The 21,353-nt window shown below is 70.6% G+C and carries 15 protein-coding genes; 9 read left to right on the plus strand and 6 right to left on the minus strand.

Annotated features, from left to right (window positions below; genetic code table 11):
* The first annotated feature begins 47 nt into the window (after positions 1-47).
* Together rpoD and WMF20_RS26390 are read left to right on the plus strand one after the other, a co-directional pair.
* Positions 48-1,967, plus strand: coding sequence for an RNA polymerase sigma factor RpoD (rpoD, locus tag WMF20_RS26385; RefSeq protein ID WP_129577014.1), 1,920 nt, complete (start codon positions 48-50; stop codon positions 1,965-1,967).
* 135 nt (positions 1,968-2,102) lie between these two features.
* On the plus strand, positions 2,103-2,405 hold the full coding sequence (locus WMF20_RS26390) for a hypothetical protein (RefSeq protein WP_437604711.1): 303 nt from the start codon (positions 2,103-2,105) through the stop codon (positions 2,403-2,405).
* Between the two features lie 74 nt (positions 2,406-2,479).
* Here WMF20_RS26390 and WMF20_RS26395 read toward each other — a convergent pair whose 3' ends face one another.
* Both WMF20_RS26395 and bamA read right to left on the minus strand, forming a co-directional pair.
* Positions 2,480-3,241, minus strand: a complete 762-nt coding sequence (locus WMF20_RS26395) for a rhomboid family intramembrane serine protease (protein ID WP_437604712.1) — start codon at positions 3,239-3,241, stop codon at positions 2,480-2,482.
* A 278-nt stretch (positions 3,242-3,519) separates the two neighbouring features.
* Positions 3,520-6,168 carry an outer membrane protein assembly factor BamA gene (gene bamA / locus WMF20_RS26400; RefSeq protein ID WP_437604713.1) on the minus strand — a complete coding sequence of 883 codons (2,649 nt, stop codon included), beginning with the start codon at positions 6,166-6,168 and terminating at the stop codon, positions 3,520-3,522.
* 311 nt (positions 6,169-6,479) lie between these two features.
* On the opposite strand from bamA, the gene WMF20_RS26405 reads away from it, so the two are divergent.
* From WMF20_RS26405 to WMF20_RS26415, 3 genes are all read left to right on the plus strand, one after another.
* Positions 6,480-8,882, plus strand: a complete 2,403-nt coding sequence (locus tag WMF20_RS26405) for a DNA gyrase/topoisomerase IV subunit A (protein WP_437604715.1) — start codon at positions 6,480-6,482, stop codon at positions 8,880-8,882.
* Between the two features lie 2 nt (positions 8,883-8,884).
* Entirely contained in the window at positions 8,885-10,822 is a 1,938-nt protein-coding gene (locus WMF20_RS26410; protein ID WP_437604716.1) for a DNA gyrase/topoisomerase IV subunit B, read from the plus strand.
* A gap of 354 nt (positions 10,823-11,176) precedes the next feature.
* Positions 11,177-11,809 carry a helix-turn-helix domain-containing protein gene (locus WMF20_RS26415; protein ID WP_437604717.1) on the plus strand — a complete coding sequence of 211 codons (633 nt, stop codon included), beginning with the start codon at positions 11,177-11,179 and terminating at the stop codon, positions 11,807-11,809.
* 85 nt (positions 11,810-11,894) lie between these two features.
* Here the strand turns inward: WMF20_RS26415 and WMF20_RS26420 are convergent, their stop codons facing one another.
* Together WMF20_RS26420 and WMF20_RS26425 are read right to left on the minus strand one after the other, a co-directional pair.
* A complete protein-coding gene (locus WMF20_RS26420) occupies positions 11,895-12,713 on the minus strand; it encodes a carbon-nitrogen hydrolase family protein (protein ID WP_437604718.1) in 819 nt (272 codons plus the stop codon).
* Between the two features lie 59 nt (positions 12,714-12,772).
* Complete coding sequence (locus WMF20_RS26425) at positions 12,773-13,519, minus strand: hypothetical protein (RefSeq protein ID WP_437604719.1); 747 nt, start codon at positions 13,517-13,519, stop codon at positions 12,773-12,775.
* Between the two features lie 150 nt (positions 13,520-13,669).
* On the opposite strand from WMF20_RS26425, the gene WMF20_RS26430 reads away from it, so the two are divergent.
* On the plus strand, positions 13,670-14,155 hold the full coding sequence (locus WMF20_RS26430; protein ID WP_129577022.1) for an NUDIX hydrolase: 486 nt from the start codon (positions 13,670-13,672) through the stop codon (positions 14,153-14,155).
* A 13-nt stretch (positions 14,156-14,168) separates the two neighbouring features.
* The gene (ligA, locus tag WMF20_RS26435) at positions 14,169-16,193 is read left to right on the plus strand and encodes an NAD-dependent DNA ligase LigA (protein ID WP_437604720.1); all 2,025 of its coding nucleotides are present in this window, start codon (positions 14,169-14,171) and stop codon (positions 16,191-16,193) included.
* Between the two features lie 19 nt (positions 16,194-16,212).
* Here the strand turns inward: ligA and WMF20_RS26440 are convergent, their stop codons facing one another.
* Positions 16,213-17,208: a DUF2804 domain-containing protein gene (locus tag WMF20_RS26440; protein WP_437604721.1), complete on the minus strand. Its 996-nt coding sequence runs from the start codon at positions 17,206-17,208 to the stop codon at positions 16,213-16,215.
* Between the two features lie 170 nt (positions 17,209-17,378).
* On the opposite strand from WMF20_RS26440, the gene pruA reads away from it, so the two are divergent.
* Positions 17,379-19,019: an L-glutamate gamma-semialdehyde dehydrogenase gene (pruA, locus tag WMF20_RS26445; protein ID WP_437604722.1), complete on the plus strand. Its 1,641-nt coding sequence runs from the start codon at positions 17,379-17,381 to the stop codon at positions 19,017-19,019.
* A 42-nt stretch (positions 19,020-19,061) separates the two neighbouring features.
* Here the strand turns inward: pruA and WMF20_RS26450 are convergent, their stop codons facing one another.
* Positions 19,062-19,340: a hypothetical protein gene (locus WMF20_RS26450; protein WP_237244135.1), complete on the minus strand. Its 279-nt coding sequence runs from the start codon at positions 19,338-19,340 to the stop codon at positions 19,062-19,064.
* A 434-nt stretch (positions 19,341-19,774) separates the two neighbouring features.
* Between WMF20_RS26450 and WMF20_RS26455 the strand changes: the two genes are divergently transcribed.
* On the plus strand, positions 19,775-21,295 hold the full coding sequence (locus WMF20_RS26455; RefSeq protein WP_437604723.1) for a PPC domain-containing protein: 1,521 nt from the start codon (positions 19,775-19,777) through the stop codon (positions 21,293-21,295).
* Positions 21,296-21,353 lie beyond the last annotated feature (58 nt).

Raw genomic sequence — 21,353 nt, forward strand, 5'->3', positions numbered from 1 at the left:
TCTTGTCGGTCGCGGCGAGCTGGTCGCCGTAAGTGGAGCATGAGGTAATGGCGAGCAAGGCCAAGCAATCTTCCGGTCGGGCAGGCGGGATCGCGAGGGCGGCGGGGGGCGGCGCGCTCAACGGCGCGCGGCACGCTTCGACACGCGGGCACGCTGAGGGAGGGGCACGCCCAAGCAACAAAGGAGACGCGGGCATCCGAGCCGAGCGGTCCGAGAAGGACCGGAAGACCCTGGAGAAGCTCGTCGAGACCGGCAAGAGCAAAGGCTTTCTCACCTATGACGAGGTGAACGACGCGCTCCCCGCGGACGTCGCGCCCGATCAGCTCGACGACGTGGTGGGCGCCCTCGGCGACGAGGACATCGAGATCGTCGACGGCGCGACCCAGGTGAAGATCGCGCCGAAGCGCATCGCCGACGAGGAGGCGGGCGAGAAGAAGCTCGTCGTCACGCCCGACCGCGAGGAAGAGGACGTCGACTACTACTCGAAGTCGAACGATCCCGTCCGGATGTACCTCCGCAAGATGGGCAGCGTCTCGCTGCTCACCCGCGAGGGCGAGGTCGAGATCGCGAAGCGGATCGAGATCGGCGAGCAGAAGGTCAACGCCGCGATCCTCGACTCCCCCATCGCCGTCCGCGAGATCATCGATCTCGGCGAGAAGCTCCGGAAGCACAAGATCCGGGTGAAGGAGCTCATCAAGGACGCCGAGAACGACGACCAGGAGTTCGACGAGGAGGAGGCCGACCGGCGCATCATCCGCCTCATCGACAAGGTGAAGCGGGTCGACAAGAAGAAGGCGGAGCTCCTCGAGGAGCGCAAAGACGTCAAGACCGAGGTCCGCCGCAAGCAGATCGACGTCGAGGTGACGCAGGCGACGGCCGAGCTCGTGACGACGCTCGAGGAGATGCGCCTCAACAAGCGGACGATCGACAAGATCGTCCAGAAGCTGAAGAGCCTCATCTCGAAGGTCGAGAAGGCGGAGGCCGGCGCGACCGAGCTGGAGCGCCGCACGGGGCTCTCGAAGGGCGAGCTCAAGCGCGAGCTCATCAAGGTGAAGGGCAACCGCGCCCTCGAGGGTCGCCTCGCCAAGAAGCTCAACGTCAACCGCGAGGAGCTCAACGACTTCGAGTCGACCATCAAGAACGCCCAGAAGGGCCTGAAGAAGGTCGAGGAGGAGCTCAACATCGACGTCGCGGCGATCCGCGAGACCTACGAGAACATCCGCGAGGGCGAGCGGATGGCGGAGCGCGCCAAGGCGGAGCTGGTCGAGGCGAACCTCCGCCTCGTCGTCTCCATCGCGAAGAAGTACACGAACCGCGGCCTCCAGTTCCTGGACCTCATCCAGGAAGGCAACATCGGCCTCATGAAGGCCGTCGACAAGTTCGAGTACAAGCGCGGCTACAAGTTCTCGACCTACGCGACGTGGTGGATCCGGCAGGCGATCACCCGCGCGATCGCGGACCAGGCGCGGACGATCCGCATCCCGGTCCACATGATCGAGACGATCAACAAGCTCATCCGCACCTCGCGCTACCTCGTGCAGGAGTACGGCCGCGAGCCGACCCCCGAGGAGATCGCCGAGAAGATGGAGCTCCCGCTCGACAAGGTGCGGAAGGTCCTGAAGATCGCGAAGGAGCCGATCTCGCTCGAGACCCCGATCGGCGAGGAGGAGGACTCGCACCTCGGCGACTTCATCGAGGACAAGAGCGTGATCTCGCCGGCGGAGGCGGTGATCAACATGAACCTCGCCGAGCAGACCCGTAAGGTCCTGAAGACGCTGACGCCGCGCGAGGAGAAGGTGCTCCGGATGCGCTTCGGCATCGGCGAGAAGAGCGATCACACCCTCGAAGAGGTCGGTCAGGACTTCGAGGTCACCCGCGAGCGCATCCGGCAGATCGAGGCCAAGGCGCTCCGCAAGCTCCGGCACCCCAGCCGGTCGAAGCAGCTGAAGAGCTTCATCGACAGCTAGTCCGTGGGCTGGCCTGCTCGGCAACCGAAGGCAGCCGCTGCGCGCGAGTCGCGCGGCCTGCCTCTCCCCGGCGAGCCGCGCGCACGCGCGGGGGGGAGCCCCCTCGGCGCGCACCGCGCCGCTCGGGCCCTCCTCGTGCTCGCGGGCGCGCTCCTCGGCGGCGGCTGCGGCAAGACCCTCTCCGAGGACGACTGCCGCAGGATCGGCGAAGCCATGCGCGCCGCGTGGGCCGCGGAGGCGAAGCGATCGGGACCGGCGGCGCCGGGGAGCTCGGGGAAAGCCGCGGTGGTGATCGCGAGCGAGGGCGAGCGGCTCTCGTCGGAGTGGACGTCCGATTGTAAACGGGAGCTCGCCGGGACCGAGGTGGATCCAGGCGAGGTCGACTGCCTCACGCGCGCGAAGACGCTCGACGAGCTCCGCCGGTGCTCCGCGCCCTGAACGCGCGCGAGCGAGCTCACGGGGCGTGAGGGGCGCGCCGCGACGGCTTCAGCGCTCGCAGCGCCCGTCGCGCTTCAGTTCAGGTAGCGCTTGTCCTTCGGCGGGTCCTTCTGGCCGCCGGGGATGACCCGGAGCGGGACGCCGCTGGAGCGGCCGCGCGCCGCAGGGACGCGCCGGAGCGCGGCGGACTGCGCCTGCAGCTGCCGGAAGCGCATCCGCAGGTAGAAGCGGCGCAGCGGGGAGAAGTCGCCGAAGAGGTAGCCCGCCAGCATGCCGCCGAACGGCGTGATCAGCCCCTCGGGGGGGGCGCGCATGGCGATGACGTTGAGCACCGAGAGGCCGAAGATGAAGACGAGCAGCATGGTGCCCGTCACCGGGAGGACGAAGAAGAGGCGGACCGTGGCGTGCCGGTGCGCGAGCGCCCACGCGACGGCGACGGCCTCGATCATGCCGAGCCCGCCGTAAAACACGGGCGACGCCACCCTCGGGAAGAGCAAGCCGACCGCCACCTGGAGCGCGAACGCGAAGGCCGCGGAGCCGAACAGGAACGCCACCGTGCGGCCGGGGCCCCAGCGCTCTTCGAGCGAGGTGCCGAGGAAGTACAGGCCGAGCAGCGTCGTGATGAAGTGCCACGGATCGCTCGGGCTGTGGATGAGCGGCGCGGTGAGCAGCCGCCATACCTGGCCGTGGAGGATGCGATCGCTGATGCCGAGGAACGGCTCGAGCACGCCTTCGCCGGCGCCTCCCCAGTTGAGCCCCAGGGTGAACATCACCCAGATACAGCCGACCGCGATCATCATCCCCAGCAGGGCCTTGCCTGGCTTGGGGAACCCCATTGAGCTGTGCTCCGGGCGCATAGCTTTCCACCTAACAGCCGCGCCCCCGCCGGGCAACCCGCTGCCCCCGTACTTTACCGCGATTCGCGCAGCGGCCGGCGCCGGCGCCGGCGCCGCGAGCGCGCCGCACGCAGCGCGCCATCCAGGACGCTCCTGGGCAGGGTCCGCCTGGCGGCGCGAGGATGCCGGGCAGCGCGCGCCTCCGTGCCAGCGGGCGCGCCTCCGGGCGGTGCGCGCCGGAGGCACGCACGTCCCTGCTGCGCCCGCCGCCCGGCGACTCAGAAGAAGTTGCCGATGTTGAACTCGAACTTGTACGTCTCTTCGTAGGGCAGCCGCTTGAACGGGAAGCCCCACTCGAAGCGCAGCGGTCCGAGCGGGGAGAACCACCGGAAGCCGAACCCCCACGAGGTGCGGACATCGAGCAGGCGCTCGAGCGAGAAGCACGGGTTCGTGACGTCGTGCGGCGAAGCTGGGGCGGCGTTGCAGTAGAGCTTCTCGAGATTCCAGGCGTTGCCGAGGTCGGTGAACACCACGCCCTTGATCTGCACGGCCTCGATGAGCGGGAACTCCAGCTCGAGGTTCTGGTAGTACATCAGGTTGCCGCCGATGTTCGCGCCGTTCGCGATCGGCGCAGAGTTCGGATCGAGCGACTCGCGCAGCGGGAGACGCGGGCCGATGTCCCGGATCTCGAAGCCGCGCACGTCGAGGATGCCGCCCAGGAAGAAGCGGGCGAAGATCGGCACGCCTTCCGGGTTCGGGCTCGTCACCATGCCGGCCTCGGTGTTCAGCTTGAGGACCAGGCTGTCCGTGATCGGGTAGTAGAACCGCCCCGTGGCGCGATACCGCAGGAACTCGTTCTGGCTGCCGAGCGCGCTGTGGGCGAGCTCCACCGAGCCCTGCAGGTAGATGCCCGAGGTCGGGAAGAGCTGGTTGTTGCGCGTGTCGTAGGTGAGCGCCGGGCGGATGCTGGACGTGATCCCGTCGTTGAAGAGGTTGTAGAGCGGGAGCCGCTGGAACGTGGACCGCGGGTCCGCCGTGCCGAGGCCGGTGGACGTGGACGACGAGATCTCGTCGTTCTCCAGCGTGTACGTCAGCTGGGCGCGGAGCTCCGGCTCGATGAGCGGGTAGCCGATCGTGATCGAGCCGCCCGTGGAGGTCTGCGAGAACTCCTTGTAGGCCCGCAGCTGGTTGTAGACGCTCACCGACGCGGAGAACGGGCTGTCGAACAGGTACGGCTCGAAGAACCGGATGTCGACGAGGCGCCGCAGGCCCGAGATCTGCGCCTGGAGCGAGAGCGACTGGCCGCTCCCGAGCAGGTTCGCCTGCTGGACCTGCGCCGTCGCGATGAAGCTCTCCACGCTCGAGAAGCCGGCGCCGATCTGGAAGGTGCCCGTCGGCTTCTCGCCAATGTCGACGTTGACGTTGATGTGCTGGTCGTCCTCGCCCTGCTCGGTGGAGATGTCGACCCGCTCGAAGTAGCCGAGCGCCGTGATCCGCTGCTTCGACCGCTCGAGCTTCGTCTCGCTGAACAGCTGCCGCTCCTCCACCTCCATCTCGCGGCGGATCACCTTGTCCCGCGTCTTCGTGTTGCCGCGGATCTCGATGCGCCCGAAGTAGACGAGCTGGTTTCTGCGGATGCCGACGGAGATGTCGACCTCCCGCCGGTCCGGATCGGGCTGGGTCTCGGGCACGGCCTCGACGTTGGCGTAGCCGGCGTCCCGGTACAGCGTCTGGATCGCGCTGAGATCCTTCGCCAGCTCGGCGCGGTTGAACCAGTCGCCCGGCTTGGCCCGCACCATCTCGCGCAGCGCCCGGCGCCCGCCGAGCGGCTCGATCTCGCGGCCGTCGGCGTCCCGCTCGTACACGCGCAGCGAGCGGATGCGGAAGCGAGGCCCCTCGTTGATCGTCAGCGTGACCTCGATGCCCGTGCGGTCGGGCGTGAGCATCACCCTGGGGGTCGCGACCTGCACCGCGAGGAAGCCGCGATCGTAGTAGAGGGCGTTGATGACGAGGACGTCGCGCTCGAACGCGTCCTGGCGGAACGGACCGCCGGTGCCGAAGGCGAAGAAGCCCCCGTTCCCCGTGAGCATGACCTCCCGGAGCTCCTCGTCCGGGATGTTGTGGTTCCCGATGAAGGTGATGCGCCGGACGGTGACGGGCGCGTGCTCCTTGATGGTGAACTTGAGGGTGACCTGGTTCTCCCGCTCCGGTTTGACCTCGTAGCTGACCTCGGCGAGGAAGTAGCCCTCCTCGGCGTACTTGTCGCGGAGCTTCTGCACGCCGCGGCGGATGGCCGCGTAGCTCAGGATCGTGCCGGTCTTGATCTCGACCGAGAGCGCCTCGGTGAGGTCCTCGCTGTCGATCTCGTTGTTGCCGGAGAACTCGATGGCCTTGATGCTCGGGCGCTCCCGGACGAGCACCCGCAGGCTCACCCCGTCGTCGCGGCGGGTGAGGTCGACCTCGACGTCATCGAACAGACCGGAGTCCCAGAGCTCGCGCACGTCGCGCGCCAGCCCCTCCGGGGTGAACGGCCTGCCGACCCGCGTCTGCCCCAGGTAGACGAGCACGTCCTCGGTCGAGACGCGCCGGTTGCCAGCGACCGTGACCTGGGTCACCGGCTGGCCACGGGCGAGCTCGGCCTCCGTGGGCGCCACGTCGAGCGTCGGCTCGGCCGTGTCGGCGGCAACCTGCGCAGGTGTACCGGCGCCAGGCTGGACCGCCCCGGTCGCGTTGGGCGGGGCGGACGGCTGAGCGGCGCCGGCCGGGGCTGGGGACGGTGTGGCGCCGCCCCCGGGCGGCTGCGCGCCCGGAGCTCCTCCGGGCACCTGAGCTGCCGCGAGCCGGGGCCGCATCGCCGCTGCCGCCACGAACACCAGGAAGAGGCCGAGCCAGACGAGCCGCAGGCAGCGGCCGGGGAGGCGAAGCATTGGACGGGTGCCTGTCGCGTACAAGGCGCCACCCCGTAGCCCAGCGCGACGTGAGTCTCAAGGGCGGACGCCGAAAACAGGGCGTCGCCGACGGGTCGCCGCCGCGACCCCTGCGTGCGGGTCGATCTCTCGGCGATCTGACGCTATGCCAGGGGCCGCGCGAGCGCAGGCGAGCACGCGCAGCCAGAAATTCCCGCGAGGCAGCCTTGACCGAGCGCGAGCCCCTGGGTAATTGCCGAGGCTCGCCAGCGTTCACCTGAACATCGGAGCACCTGTTCAACCCGGTGCCCGAGCACTCCCTGGAGTAACGCGTGTCTCGAACCCCCTCCCTTCCGTCCGACGGTGAGGCGCCTCGCAAGGGCCGCCGAGGCGGCCGGCCCGGCGACAGCGAGCCCCCGCCGCCCCCGGCGCCCGACACCTCGCTCGCCGAAGAGGCGCAGCGCCGGTACCTGAACTACGCGCTCAGCGTCATCACGTCGCGCGCGCTCCCCGACGTGCGCGACGGGCTGAAGCCGGTGCAGCGCCGCATCCTCTACGCGATGCTGCACGACCTGCACCTCGGGCCGGACGCGAAGTACCGGAAGAGCGCCGCGGTCGTCGGCGACGTGATGGGCAAGTACCACCCGCACGGCGACGTCGCGATCTACGACGCGATGGTCCGGCTGGCGCAGGACTTCGTGATGCGGGCGCCGCTCATCGCCGGCCACGGGAACTTCGGCTCCGTGGACGGCGATGCGCCGGCGGCGATGCGTTACACCGAGGCGAAGCTCCGCCCCCTCGCGCTGGAGCTGCTCAGCGAGCTCGGCCAGCGCACCGTGGACTTCCGGCCGAACTACGACGGCACCCGCTTCGAGCCGATCGTCCTCCCGTCCCGCTTCCCGAACCTGCTCGTGAACGGCTCGCAGGGGATCGCGGTCGGGATGGCGACGAGCATCCCGCCGCACAACCTGGGCGAGGTCATCGACGCGTGCGTCGCGCTGATCGAGAACCGCGAGCTCACCACGCAGCGGCTCTTGTCGTACGTGAAGGGGCCCGACTTCCCGACGGGCGGCCAGCTGCACGCGACCAAGAAGGAGCTCGAGGCCGTCTACGCGTCCGGCCAGGGCTCGCTGAAGCTGCGCGGCGAGTGGCAGCTGGAAGAGGGCGACGGCAAGCGCGGCGCCGCGCCGCAGATCGTGATCACCTCGATCCCGTACGGGATCGAGCGCAAGGCGATCGTCGAGAAGATCGCCGAGGTCATCCTCTCGAAGAAGCTGCCGACGCTCGTGGACGTGCGCGACGAGTCGACCGGCGAGGTGCGCATCGTGATGGAGCTCAAGCGCGGCGCCGACGCGCAGCTCGTGATGGCGTACCTCTACAAACAGACGCCGCTCGCGATCAACGTGCAGGTCAACCTCACCTGCCTCGTGCCCACCGACAACGCGGAGATCGCCGCGCCGCGGCGGCTCGGCCTGCACGAGATCCTGACGAAGTTCCTCGACTTCCGCTACGCGACGGTGACGCGGCGGCTCGAGTTCGAGCTCGGCGAGCTGCGGCGGCGGATCACGATCCTCGAGGGGTTCGAGAAGATCTTCGACGCGCTCGACGAGGTGATCCGGATCATCCGCAAGAGCGAGGGCAAGGCCGACGCGGCCGAGAAGCTGATGAAGCGCTTCACCCTGAGCGAGGAGCAGACGGACGCGATCCTCGAGCTCAAGCTCTACCGGCTGGCGCGCCTCGAGATCCTGCTCGTGCAGAAGGATCTCGCCGAGAAGCGCGCCGAGGCGAAGCGGATCGAGGGGCTGCTCAAGAGCGAGGCGAAGCGCTGGGGGATCGTCCGCGACGAGCTCGTCGAGATCAAGGGCTCCTACGGCGAGAAGCGCCGCACGAAGGTGGTCGGCTCGATCGACGAGCCCGAGTACCAGGCGGAAGATTTCATCGTGGCCGAGGACGCGAACGTCATCCTCTCGGCGCAGGGCTGGGTGAAGCGGGTGCGCGAGGTGAAGGATCTCTCCTCGACGCGCATCCGCGAGGGCGACAGCGTGCTCGCGGCGGTCGCCGGCTCGACGCGGTCGACGGTCGCGTTCTTCTCGAACCTCGGCGCGTGCTACGTGTGCCGCATCCACGACGTGCCGCAGTCGACCGGCTACGGCGATCCCGTGCAGAAGCTGTTCAAGCTGGCGGACGGCGAGCGGATGATCGCGATGCTCTCCTTCGACCCGAGGGCGCTCGACGTCCCCGCGCCCACGCCGGACTCCGCCGAGCCGGAGCCGCCGTTCGCGCTCGCGATCACGCGCGGGGGCCTCGGCTTCCGGTTCTCGCTGCGGCCGCACCGCGACCCCTCGACGCGCTCGGGGCGCCGCTTCGCCAAGCTGAACGAGGGCGACGAGGTGCTCTTCGTCCACGCCGTGGACGGCGCCGATCGGGTGCTCTGCGCCTCGAGCGACGCCTGGGCGCTCAGCGTCGCCGTGGAGGAGCTCGCGCTGCTCTCCGGCGCGGGCAAGGGCTCGGTCGTCATGCGGGTCGCCGACGGCGAGCGCCTGGTCGGCGCCGCGCTCGCCCTCGGGCCGAACGACGCGCTCACGGTCGAGACGGAGAAGGGCAAGACGCTCGAGATCGCCGCGAGCAAGATCGCCGGCCCGCGCGGCACCCAGGGCGAGCCTGTCGCGCGACGCGACCGCTTCGTCCGCGTGGTGCCGCCGGCCGTCGTCGTACCGACGCTGGAGGTGAGCTGACCATGGCCGCCACGAATCCCCCCGTCCGCGCCGCGTCCGGCGCGCGTTACACGGCCGCTGACATCGAGGTGCTCGAGGGGCTGGAGCCCGTCCGCAAGCGCCCCGCCATGTACATCGGCGGCACCGACGTCAGGGGCTACCACCACCTGCTCTGGGAGATCGTCGACAACGCCGTCGACGAGGCGATCAACGGGCACGCGAAGCGGATCGAGGTGACGCTCGACGCCGATCTCCAGGGCGTGACCGTGACCGACGACGGCCGCGGCATGCCCGTCGACGTGCACCCCCGGTACAAGCGCCCCGCGCTCGAGCTCATCCTCTGCACGCTGCACGCGGGCGGGAAGTTCGGGAGCGACAACTACAAGGTCTCGGGCGGCCTCCACGGCGTCGGCTCGAGCGTCGTCAACGCGCTGTCGGAGCTCGTCGAGATCCGGGTGCTGCGCGACGGCTTCGAGCACCAGCAGACGTTCTCGCGCGGCGCGCCGATCAGCAAGCTCAAGAAGGGCGCGCCCACCCGCAAGCACGGCACGAGCGTCCATTTCCGGCCGGATCCGGAGATCTTCGGGCAGGGTCGGCGGTTCGATCCCGAGACCATCCGCGAGCGCCTGGAGGCCAAGGCGTACCTCCACGGAGGGCTCGCGATCGCGTTCCGCGATCTCTCGTCCGGCGAGTCGCTCGAGCTCCTTCACCCGAACGGCATCGCGGACTTCCTGCCGAAGCTGGTCGCCCAGCGCGGCAAGGCGGTGACGCACCCGTCCATCTTCTACGTCGCGCGCGAGGGCGAGATCCGGCTGGAGGCCGCGCTCCAGTGGACGGAGTCGACCGACGACTACGTGAAGTCGTACGTCAACGGCATCCCCACGCACGCGGGCGGCGCGCACGAGTCCGGCTTCAGCACCGCGATCGTGAAGGCGGTCCGCGCCTTCATGGACGCGAAGAAGATCCAGCCGAAGGGCGTGACGCTGACGGCCGACGACATCCGCGAGGGGATCGTGGGCGTCCTGTCCATCTACATCCAGGAGCCTCAGTTCCAGGGGCAGACGAAGGATCGGCTCAACAACCCCGAGGCAGGCCCGGCGGTCGAGGGCATGGTCCGGCCCGCGCTCGAGCAGTGGCTGCTCCACAACGGCACGGCCGGCGAGTCGATCGTGGCCCGGGCGATCCTGGCGGCGCGCGCCAGGGAGGCGCGGCGCGAGGCGACCCAGCAGGTCCTGCGCAAGACGCCGGTGTCGCATCGGCTCAACCTGCCGGGCAAGCTCGCCGACTGCGCCTCGACCGATCCCAGCGAGAGCGAGCTCTTCATCGTCGAGGGCGACAGCGCAGGCGGCTCCGCGAAGCAGGGTCGGGATCGCCGGACTCAGGCGATCCTCCCGCTGCGCGGCAAGGTGCTCAACGCGGAGCAGGCCTCCACCTCGAAGGTGCTCGGCAACAAGGAGCTCCAGGACATCGTGAGCGCGCTGGGCTGCGGGTTCGGCAAGGACTTCGACGCGTCCAAGTTGCGTTACGGCAGGATTTTTCTGCTGATGGACGCCGACAGCGACGGCCAGCACATCGCGACGCTGCTGCTGACGTTCTTCTACCGGCACCTGCCCGGCCTGCTCCGCGGCGGGCACGTGTTCCTCGCGCAGCCGCCGCTCTACAGGATCGACGTGGGCAAGGAGACGTACTGGGCCCTCGACGACGCAGAGCGCGACCGGGTCCTCGCGAAGCTCTCCAAGACAGCCAAGGCGGATATTTCTCGCTTCAAGGGACTCGGCGAGATGCCCGCGGAGGACCTCAAGGCGACGACGCTCGACATCCGCCGCCGGCGCGCGCTCCGCGTCATGATCGAGGGAGAGATCGAGACCGATCGCATCCTGAACGAGCTGATGGGCAAGGACGCGCAGGCGCGCTTCCGCTTCATCATGGAGCGCGCGCCGAACGCCGAGATCGACGTGTGACGTCGACCCCTGGCCCCAGAGGTCGCGGCGACTCCGCGCGCGGGCGCGAACCTCATTGGATGCAGGAGCCCGCGCTCGCATTCATCTTCTGACAGACACGAGATCGCCGCGACGATGTCGCGATGCGTGCGACCGCCGCGGCGTGCGTGCGTGCGGCGTGCGCCGCACAGGCACGTTGTGCCAGGCACGGGTGGTCTCCGGCGTCTGTGCCACGTGAACGGTGGGCCACACCCCCCATGACATCGCGCGCAGGTTGACGAGCAAACGCGGCGTTTTGCGCTGTGGAGCGCCGATTCACCCAACCCAGCAGCGTTGCGTCCGCTTGCGGCCTACCGGTTGCAATACGTCGCGCCGATGGCCGCGATGACCGCGGCACGTCGCCCTTACACCGCTGGAGAGGTACTCGTGACGATTGCGCTTCCCATCTCGACTCCGATCGCACCCTCCTCGTCCCACAGCACGCCGGCCGCACGCTCCCTGTCGGTCTCGGCCTCGCCCATCACAGCCCAGAGCGGCGCGTCGGCCGCGCTCCCAACGTCCGGCGCCGCGGCGCCGAGCTACAGCGCGCCCCCGCTGCGCGAGCGCGCCGCGGCCATCGCCGCCTCGCGCTCCACCCCGCCGCCGCGCTCGGGAGCCCCGCTCCCGCGCAGCACCTCGGAGCGCCTCCTGCTCGGCCGTGACCGCATCCGCAGCGCCGCCGAAGGTGGCCAGAGGATCCGTTCCTACGAGGTCGCACTGGATCTCGATCTGTCCGAGTTTCACTTCGCGCGGCTCTTCCGCGCCGCCTTCGGGCTATCGCCCCACGTCTACTACGACGAGGTGCGCGCGGAGCGCGCCCGCACGCTTTTACGGGAGGGGCACACCGAGGGGGAGGTCGCCCGCCGCATCGGTTTTCGCCGACCGGCGGAGCTCCGGGCCCTCCTGTCGAAGCGCGGCGGCGCGCTGCCCCCGGCCGGCGAGGTGGAGAGCGACGCCTCGGCCGAGTGAACGGACGCAAGACGTCGGCCACGCGAAGCGCCGGAACCACCACGCCCCGGCGCGAGACAAAGTGCTTACCCCCATGACATCGCGATCAGAGTCGCCTGTGCTTGAGCGACGGGAGATTCGCCCTGACGCGCTCGAGATAGGCGGGATCGAGCATCGCCATCGCGATCCCCTCCCCCTCGGACGCCTGAGCGATCACCTCACCCCACGGATCGATCACGCACGACTTTCCGAACGTCGCCCGCGCGCCGGGGTGCTTGCCCCACTGCGCTGCGGCCACGACGTACGCCTGAGCCTCGATGGCCCGCGCGCGGAGCAGGACCAGCCAGTGGTCCTTGCCCGTGAGCAGCGTGAACGCCGCGGGGACGACGATGGCCTCGGCGCCCGCCGACGAGAGCGCGCGGTAGAGCTCCGGGAACCGGACGTCGTAGCAGATCGACAACCCGACCTTCACGCCGTCGATCTCGGTGACGACGGGGGCATCGCCGGCGGTCGTCGACGCCGACTCGCGGTACTTCGTGCCGTCGGCGATCTCGACGTCGAAGAGGTGAATCTTCCGGTAGCGAGCGGTGAGCCGGCCGTCGGGTCCGAAGACCGCGCAGGTGTTGTAAGGCCTCGCCGCGTCGGGCGCGCGCTCGGGGAAGCCGCCGGCCACGAGGGTCACCCGAGCGGACCGCGCCGCGTCGGCGAGGCGACGCGCGATGGGACCGCCGCCGGCGTCGAGGTCCTCCGCGATGTGGCGCTTTCCCTCCTCGTTGCCCATGTACGCGAAGTTCTCGGGCAGCACGACCGTCGTCGCGCCGTGGCTCGCCGCCTCCGCGATGCGCGCCTCGATCCGCGCCAGGTTGTCGCTCACGTTCTCCTGGCTGGAGAGCTGAAGGGCCGCCCAGATCACCGGTTTCTGCATCCGGCAAGCCTACCGCACGAGACGCCAGAGCGGACGGCGCGCGAGCGAGGGCGCGGAGCTCACCGGATTCCTCGTCCTCCGAACGTGCGCGCTCCCCCGCCGGCGCCCGCAGCTCTGCTACCGCCCGCTTCCCCGCCGGCGCCCGCAGCTCCGCCGGCACCTGCAGCTCCACCGGCGCCAGCAGCTCCGCCGGCGCCCGCAGCTCCACCGGCGCCAGCAGCTCCACCGGCGCCAGCAGCTCCACCGGTGCCACCGCTCCCGGCGCCGGGCTCGGCGCACTCGAGCGGCGCATCGTAGTAGGCGCACATCGCGGCGCACGCGTCGCACACGCAGGCGAGCACCTGCTGGAATGCCTGGTGCGCGGCGCCTGCGTCGTCCGGGAACACGCACGCCGCCTGGCAGGCCTTGTCGTGACCGCAGCCCTTGAGGCACACGCTGATCGGCCTGCAACCGGGCTCGGCGTCGCACGCCGAGAGCTGCGCCTCGCAGCGCGCGCCGCGCGAGGCATGCTCGTTGAAGCAATCGCCGCATGGCCCGGCCTCGCCGCCGTACGCAGCGACGCACTCGCAGAGGTTCGACGGCCGAGGTCCCTCGTCGACGCCCGCATCCGGCGGCGCGCCGCCCGCTGCGCCCGCGCCGATCGACTCGCCGGCAGGAGGGCGCGGCGGGGGGAGCCGCTCTTCGGTACAGCTCGGAAGCGACGCGAGCGCGAGCGCGAGCGCGGCGCCCCACGCCGCCGCGCCACAGCGGACAACGAGGCCGTACGATCCGACAGGAGCGCGCAGCGCCCTCTCCACGAACGACATGATGGTGCGAGCGTAGCCTGCCCCTCACCCGGGGCCGAGCCGAGCCGCGTGGCTCACGGCCGTCCGGGGGATCGGCCGAGGTCGCACGGAACCCTCTCCCGGTAGCCGCCGATCGCTTCTATGCTTTGCTGACACGTCGCAAAAATTCTCATGGAAATCGCACCCCTTTCGTTGATGCCGCGCTCCGTGCTCGCCCTGGCCAAGGAGGTCGCGCGAGCGTTGCTCCGGCGGCCCGTCGTCGGGATCGCCGCCGCCGCGCAGACCGCCGACGGCCGGTGGCTGCTCATCCGCCGCAGCGACACCGGAACCTGGGCGCTCCCAGGAGGGACCCTGGAGTGGGGCGAGACGCTCCGCGACAGCATCGTGCGGGAGCTCGCCGAAGAGGCCGGCGTCACCGAGGTCGAGCTGGGGCGCGTCGTGGGCGTGTACTCGCGGCCCGATCGCGACGTCCGTTTCCACGCGGTGACGGTCGTCGTCGCCGCCCGGATCGGCGCGCCCACGCGCCCTCCCCAGAACCCGCTCGAGATCCGCGAGGTCCGGTTGTTCCGCGACGACGAGCTCCCGGCCGAGCTCGCGATGGGCATGGGGGACCTGCTCGCCGCCGCCCGGCGCGCCGGCGAGGCGGAGCTCGAGTGAGCCGAGGCAAGCGATGACGCAGGCACACCACGACGAGGCCGGAGCGCAGAGCCCGCTGCAGGGCGGGCTCGCGACGGATCCGAAGCACAAGGCCAGGATCGATGAGCTCGCCGAGCGCATCGAGAAATACAGGGCGAGCTACTACGCAGGGCACCCGGAGATCTCGGACGCCGCGTTCGACGCCCTCGAGGACGAGCTCCGCGCCCTGGATCCCACGCACCCGGTGCTCGCCCGCGTCGGCTCCGCCTCCCTCATCACGGAGTGGGAGAAGGCGCGGCACGAGATCCCGATGGGCTCGCTCAACAAGGTCGTCTCCGAGGACGAGCTCCGGGCCTGGGTCGCCCGGTGCGACGAGCTCCTCGCGAAGGACGCGCACGACGGCGACGGCGCGGCGCAGCCGGCGAGCTCCGGCCGCGCGAGCGTGGCGGACGACCTGTTCGTCGCGGAGAAGCTCGACGGCATCTCCATCGAGGTCATCTACAAGGGCGGCAAGCTCGTCGACGCCATCACCCGCGGCGACGGCGAGTGGGGCGAGCGGATCACCGCGAACGTCGCGAGGATGAAGGGCGTCCCCTCGCGGATCCGGGAGCGGGGACGGCTGTCCGTGCGCGGCGAGATCATCCTCCGCCTCTCGGACATGAAGCGCTACTTCCCCGGCGTCACCAGCCCGCGCAACATGGCCGCGGGCGCGTCCAAGCGGTTCGACGGCCAGGGGGCGGAGCACTGCACGGTGCTGTTCTACGACGTCGCCGACCACCTCGAGATCCCGACGTGCCGGGCGCGCTTCGCGTGGCTGCGCGAGCTCGGCTTCGCGACGCCGCAGACCGCGCACGGCAACGTCGAGGACGTCGTGAAGCTCTACCGGCGGTACTCGAGCGAGCTCCGCGCGGGCCTCGACTACGAGATCGATGGGCTCGTCGTGTACGTGGACTCGCTCCACCTCCAGGGCCTGCTCGGCGACGTCAACCGGCGGCCGCGCGGCGCCGTCGCCTTCAAGTTCGCGTCGCCCGCGAAGGTGACGACGGTCGTGGCGATCCAGTGGGACACCGGGCCGAGCGGGCGCGTCACCCCGGTGGCGATCGTCGAGCCGGTGGAGCTCGCCGGCGCCAACGTCCGGCGCGCGTCGCTGCACAACGCGGCCAACGTGCGGAGCCTCGGCATCGGGGTGGGCGACGAGGTGCTGGTCTCGCGCCGCAACGACGTGATCCCGTACGTCGAGGAGGTCGTCGAGAAGCGCGGGCCCGCCGCGGTCCCCCCGTCGGTCTGCCCGGTCTGCAGCGCGCCGCTCGTCGTCGAGGGCGAGTACCTCCTCTGCCGGAACGCCGCGTGCCGAGCCCTCATCGAGGGGCGCATCCACAACTGGATCGACGCCATCGGCGCGCTCGAGTGGGGCGACAAGCTGATCGAGCAGGTGGTGGCCGCGGGCCTCGTGCGAGAGCCGCTCGACCTCTACAAGCTCACGGTCAAGGACATCGCCGAGCTCGACCGTCGCGGCGAGAAGAGCGCCACGAAGTGCCTCGACCAGCTGAAGAGCCGGCTGCCGCTCACGCTGCCGATCTTCCTCGCCGCGCTCGGCATCGAGGGGTTCGCGATCCAGACCGCGCGGCTGCTCGTGTCCGCCGGGTACACCACGATCGAGAAGCTGCTCGCGGCCGGCGAGGACGAGCTCGCCGGCATCCCGGGGCTCGGCGCCATCAAGGCCGCGAGCATCGTCCGCGGGCTGCGCGCCCGCAGCGACGAGATCGCGCGGCTGCTCGCCGCCGGCATCGAGCCGGTCGCCCCCGAGGCCGAGGGTCCGCTCGCCGGCCTCACGTTCTGCTTCACCGGCGCGGCCACGCGCTCCCGCGGCGAGCTCACCCACCTCGTCGAGTCGAACGGCGGCCGAGTGCTGAACAGCGTCACGAAGGAGCTCAGCTACCTCGTCCTCGCCGACGTGGCGTCCGCGTCGAGCAAGGCGGTGAAGGCGCGCAAGTACGGTACCAAGCTCATCACCGAGGACGACCTCGACAAGCTCATCGCCGAGCGCCGCGGCGGCTGACCGGGGCGAGCCGCCGGAGCTACCAGGTGATGTCCTGGTCCTCCGTCACGCCGAGCACGTCCCGGAGCTCGAGGTGCCGCCCCTCCGGGAGGCGGATCGTGCCCGAGTAGAGCCCGATCGGCTGCATGAACTCCGAGGCGACCAGGCCGAGGTTCGTGTGGTTCGAGTGCGCCGCGCCGGGGACGAACCGGAGGTCCACGGCGCCGTCCACGGTTCGGACGTGCCACGGATCGAGCGGCCGCGCCGCGTCGAAGGTGAACCGGCCCTCGGCGAGCGGGATCAGCTCGCCGTCGAGCCAGATCGCGCACTCGCCGTCGCCGATGAACCCCTCGCCCACGTTGAGGCCGACGCGCTCGCCGCTCTCGGCGCGCCCCAGCGCGAGGGCCCAGCGCCAGGTCGTGCGGCGCGGAAGGAGGCCGCTCGTGTAGTCGTAGCTGGCGAGCGCGCCGTCGAGCGAGATCCGGCGACCGAGCACCGACGCCTCCCCTTCGACGCCGAGGAGGAGCCGCTTCTCGGTCGCGATCAGGACGCCGCCTGGCGCCTCGGCGATCGCCGAGAGCGCCTGCGGGGCCGCGCGGGTGGAGAGCCGCGCCTGCAGCTCGAGCCCGCGGAGCGCGGCGGCCACCGCGCCCCTCGCCTCTCCGCGCGGGCGCTCGATCCGCACCTGCGCGGGGGGCAGCCACGCGCGCGCGGAGCCGCCCGCGTCGCCCACGCTCGCCGAGAAGGGAGGGCAGAACATCGAGCGATCCACGAGCAGCCGCCGGCCCGCCTTGTCGAAGGCGACGCCGAACGTGATCGCGAGGTAACCGAGGTGCACGACCGCCACGGCGATGAAGACCTCGTCGGACGCGATCGCGACGTAGGTCCACCGCTTGTGCTTGAGCAGGCGATCGAGCCCGCGCAGCGCGAGCGGGCTCAGGTCGACGCGCGGGAGCTCGCCCCGGTAGGACCCGACGCGCGCCGCTCCCGTGATCGGATCGAGGATCGCGTCGGGCGGCGTGACGAGCTCGCGCATCGCTCGAGAGTAGCGACGGCGCGGGCGGCGCCCAAGGCGGGCGACGCCTGAACATGGCATCCGCGAAATGCGGCGAGCGCTGTCCTGCGCGGCCATCCCGCTCACGCCGAGGCCCCGATCGGCTGCGCCGGAGCGCTGCGCGCCCGCGTCTCCGCCGCTAGACTCGCGTCATGATCGACGCCATCGCCACGCCACCGAGCCCCCAGAACGAGCCCGTCCTCGCGTACGCCCCCGGCAGCCCCGAGCGCGCGGCCCTCAAGGCGGAGCTCGATCGCCGGTCGCGGGAGACGATCGACATCCCGATGGTCATCGACGGCGAGGCGGTCAGGACCGGAGCGCTCGACGAGGTCCGCGCGCCGCACCGGCGCGATCTCCTCCTCGCCCGCGCGCACCAGGGCGGCGCCGAGCACGTCGCGCGCGCGATCGAGGCCGCCAAGCGAGCGCACCGCGCGTGGTCGCGGACGCCGTGGACAGAGCGCGCCGCCGTCTTCCTCAAGGCGGCCGAGCTGCTCGCGACCCGGTACCGCCCCGTGCTGAACGCGGCGACCATGCTCGGTCAGAGCAAGACGGCGTTCCAGGCGGAGATCGACTCGGCCTGCGAGCTCATCGACTTCTTCCGCTACAACGTCCACTTCGCCCACCGGATCGCGGCGGAGCAGCCGGCGAGCGCGCCCGGCATCTGGAACCTCGCCGAGCCTCGCCCGCTCGAGGGCTTCGTCTTCGCGGCGACGCCGTTCAACTTCACCGCGATCGCGGGCAACCTGTGCGCGGCCCCGGCGCTGATGGGCAACACCGTGGTCTGGAAGCCGTCGGCGAACGCGCTCTACGCCGCGCACTTCGTGATGGAGCTCCTCATCGAGGCGGGCCTGCCGCGCGGCGTCGTCAACCTCGTCATGGGTCCGCCCGAGCTCGTGTCGAACGCCTGCATCGATCACCCGGACTTCGCCGGCATCCACTTCACGGGATCGACCGCGGTCTTCCAGTCGATCTGGCGCCGCATCGGGGAGAACATCGGGCGCTACCGCAGCTACCCGCGCATCGTGGGCGAGACCGGCGGCAAGGACTTCGTGTTCGCGCACGCGAGCGCCGACGTCGACGCGCTCGCCGTGGCGCTCGTCCGGGGGGCGTACGAGTACCAGGGGCAGAAGTGCTCGGCCGCGTCGCGCGCGTACATCCCCCGCTCGCTCTGGCCGGCCCTCAAGGACCGGCTCGCGGGCCACATCCAGGCGATCCGCATGGGGGACGTCGCCGACTTCCGCAACTTCATGGGCGCGGTGATCGACGGGCGCGCTCACGCCCGGCTCACCGGGCGCATCGCCGAGGCGAAGGCGGACGCGGCGTGCTCACTCGTGTGCGGCGGCGGCGCGCGCGCGCACGACGGGAGCGACGGCTGGTTCGTGGAGCCGACGCTGATCGAGACCACGGATCCGCGCCACCCCCTGATGACCGACGAGCTGTTCGGCCCGGTGCTGACGGTCTGGGTCTACCCCGACGGCGAGGAGGACAAGGCGCTCGCGCTCTGCGACGAGACGTCGCCGTACGGCCTCACGGGCGCCGTGTTCGCGCGGGACCGCGCGTTCATCGAGGCGGCGAGCGACGCGCTCCGCTTCGCGGCGGGCAATTTCTACGTCAACGACAAGCCGACGGGCGCCGTCGTCGGGCAGCAGCCGTTCGGCGGCGGTCGCGCCTCCGGCACGAACGACAAGGCGGGCAGCCTGTTCAACCTGCTCCGGTGGGTCTCGCCGCGCGTCGTGAAGGAGACGTTCGCCCCGCCGCGCGCCGTCGCCTACCCGTTCATGGCCGCGGAGTAAGATGCGCGCGGCGCGCGCCGACGAGGCCGCGGGCCTCGCCGATCAATCCTCCGGCGAGTAGTCGCAGGCGCCGGCCGCGAGGTCGGCGCAGGACCAGCCCTCCTCCTCGTAGCACTCGGCCTGGCGCTCGATGGCCGTTCTGTAGGACACGCGATCGGACTCGCTGCGGCAGAGGTCGACGCAGATGTCTTCGCCGGGGCCGTCGGGCTGACACTCGGCGCTCTTGGCGCAGACGACCTCGCAGGGATCGCCGCCGCTGCTCGAGCAGCCAGGGGTGAGGGCGAAGAGCAGCAGGGCAACGGCGAGCGCGGGACGGGGCATGGCGGAAGCTCCGCCAGCCATCGGAGCACGCGGCGCCGCCGGCGGCGAGGGGTGAGCAGCAGGGCGGCTACGCGCGGCCATGCTGCCCGGGAAGCCCGGAGGAACGCGCCCCCGGGCGCGGTGGCTCGAGAGGTGAGCTCACCGGCGACCGCCGTGCTCGGCTCGCAACGGTGAGCGCATAAAGCGCGGACAGATCGCTCCTTCAGAGATCAGGCCCGATCGATCTCCCTCCAGGCACCGCGCTCCACCGCTCGCTTCGTGCGCCTTGAAGATCTCCCTGTGGACCAGCCACCATCTGCCGCGGATAGTCCAGATCTTGGACCGTCAAAACCGTGCGCTCCCATGGCGGAGGCGGTGAGCAGCCGTGTAGGTGTACTATTCCTACGCAGCCACACAAAATGCTGCTGTGGTACGCAAACGTTCTTGGAGGTGCCATGAGGTCGATGTATTTTTTCGGGTTTTTCGTGCTTGGCACGATGGCGGCGACCGCCGTGGGCTGCGGTGGCGATGACGACGGCAGCGGCGGCGGCGGCGGCGAAGGGGGAGCCGGGAGCACCACGACGTCGAGCGTGACGAGCACGACCGGCATCGCCACCAGCACCTCCTCGGGCTCGGGCCCCGTGGACGACGGGAACGACAGCATCGAGGAAGCAGAGGAGCTCCCCGCCGGGAACAACGGGCTAGAGGGGACGCTCGAGCCGATCGACGCGGACGCGGACTACTACAGCTTCACCGGGACCAAGGGCCTGCCGGTCTACCTCGTCACCGACGCGAAGCCCGCCGACGACGAGAACGATCCGACCTACCCCGACACGGTCATCACGCTGCTCGACGCCGACGGGAACCAGATCGCGCAGAACGACGATCCCGCTGGCGGCTTCACGAACGACAGCGAGCTGCTCACGGTCCTGCCCGCGGACGGCGAGTATTTCGTCGTCGTCCAGGACTGCAACGCCGCCTTCCCGGAGTCCGCCTTCCCGAACGGCTGCTTCGACCCGACCGAGGTCGTCAGCTTCGACTACACGCTGAAGTTCCTCCCGCTCAATCTGGCGGCCGACAAGACCGACAGCCTCGTCGGGGAGACGGAGCCCAACGACGACGCCGAGCAGGCCGTGGAGATGCCGTATGAGCTGACCCAGGACGAGTCGGATTACTACACCACGTTCGTGTTCGGCAGCTTCGCGGACGAGGCCGACGTCGACGTGTACTCGTTCACGCCGCCGGCGACCCCCGAGCTCGAGAACGCCGTGCTCGCCCAGCTCAGCTTCTCCGGGCCGAGCGGGCCCGAGGGCAACGGCTCGACGGTCGACGTCAGCGAGGTCGCCATCTTCAACGCGACCGATCTCACGAGCGCCTATGCGAAGGTCGACCCGTCGAAGGGCGGCGATATCGCCGTTCCGGTGGAGGCCGACCAAGAGTACTTCGTCTTCGTCAAGCGCCCCGCAGGCGAGGTGGGGAAGAACGACTTCTACATCCTGCTGCACAGCCGGACGAGCTCCGATCCGCTCGAAGCCGAGGAGGAGACCAACGGCGACGTGGCGACGCCCGAAGGCGACCTGGTCGGCTTCAGCAACCGCGCCGGCGGCGTCAGCTACGCCATCGAGGGGAAGATCGCTGGCACCGAGGAGGCGCCGGACGTCGACGTCTACGCGCTCCCGCTCGACGACGTGGAAGAGGGCTGGACGGTCTCGGTCATCTGCGGCGCGCAGCGCCATGGGTCCGGGGTCCGCGAGCTCCGCGCCGAGGTGCTGAACGGCGACGGGACCGAGCTCGGCGCCGCCTACTCGGCCACGGAGACCGAAGCGGAAGACCTGTTCGTCCAGTCGAAAGCGATCCCGGAGGCCCCCGAAGGCAACCGGCTGCTCGTCCGGGTGTCGGCCGGCACCCCGGCCGCCGACGTGACGAGCCGAGGCTATAACTGCCTCTTCGCCTACCTGCCGCCGGCAGCCAACTGACGGCACGAAGCACCGCGCGGCGTGAGCCCCCGTTCCCCGGGGCTCACGCCGCCAGGGC

The sequence above is a fragment of the Sorangium sp. So ce834 genome, assembly GCF_051521425.1.
GTDB classification, from domain to species: domain Bacteria; phylum Myxococcota_A; class Polyangia; order Polyangiales; family Polyangiaceae; genus Sorangium; species Sorangium cellulosum_D.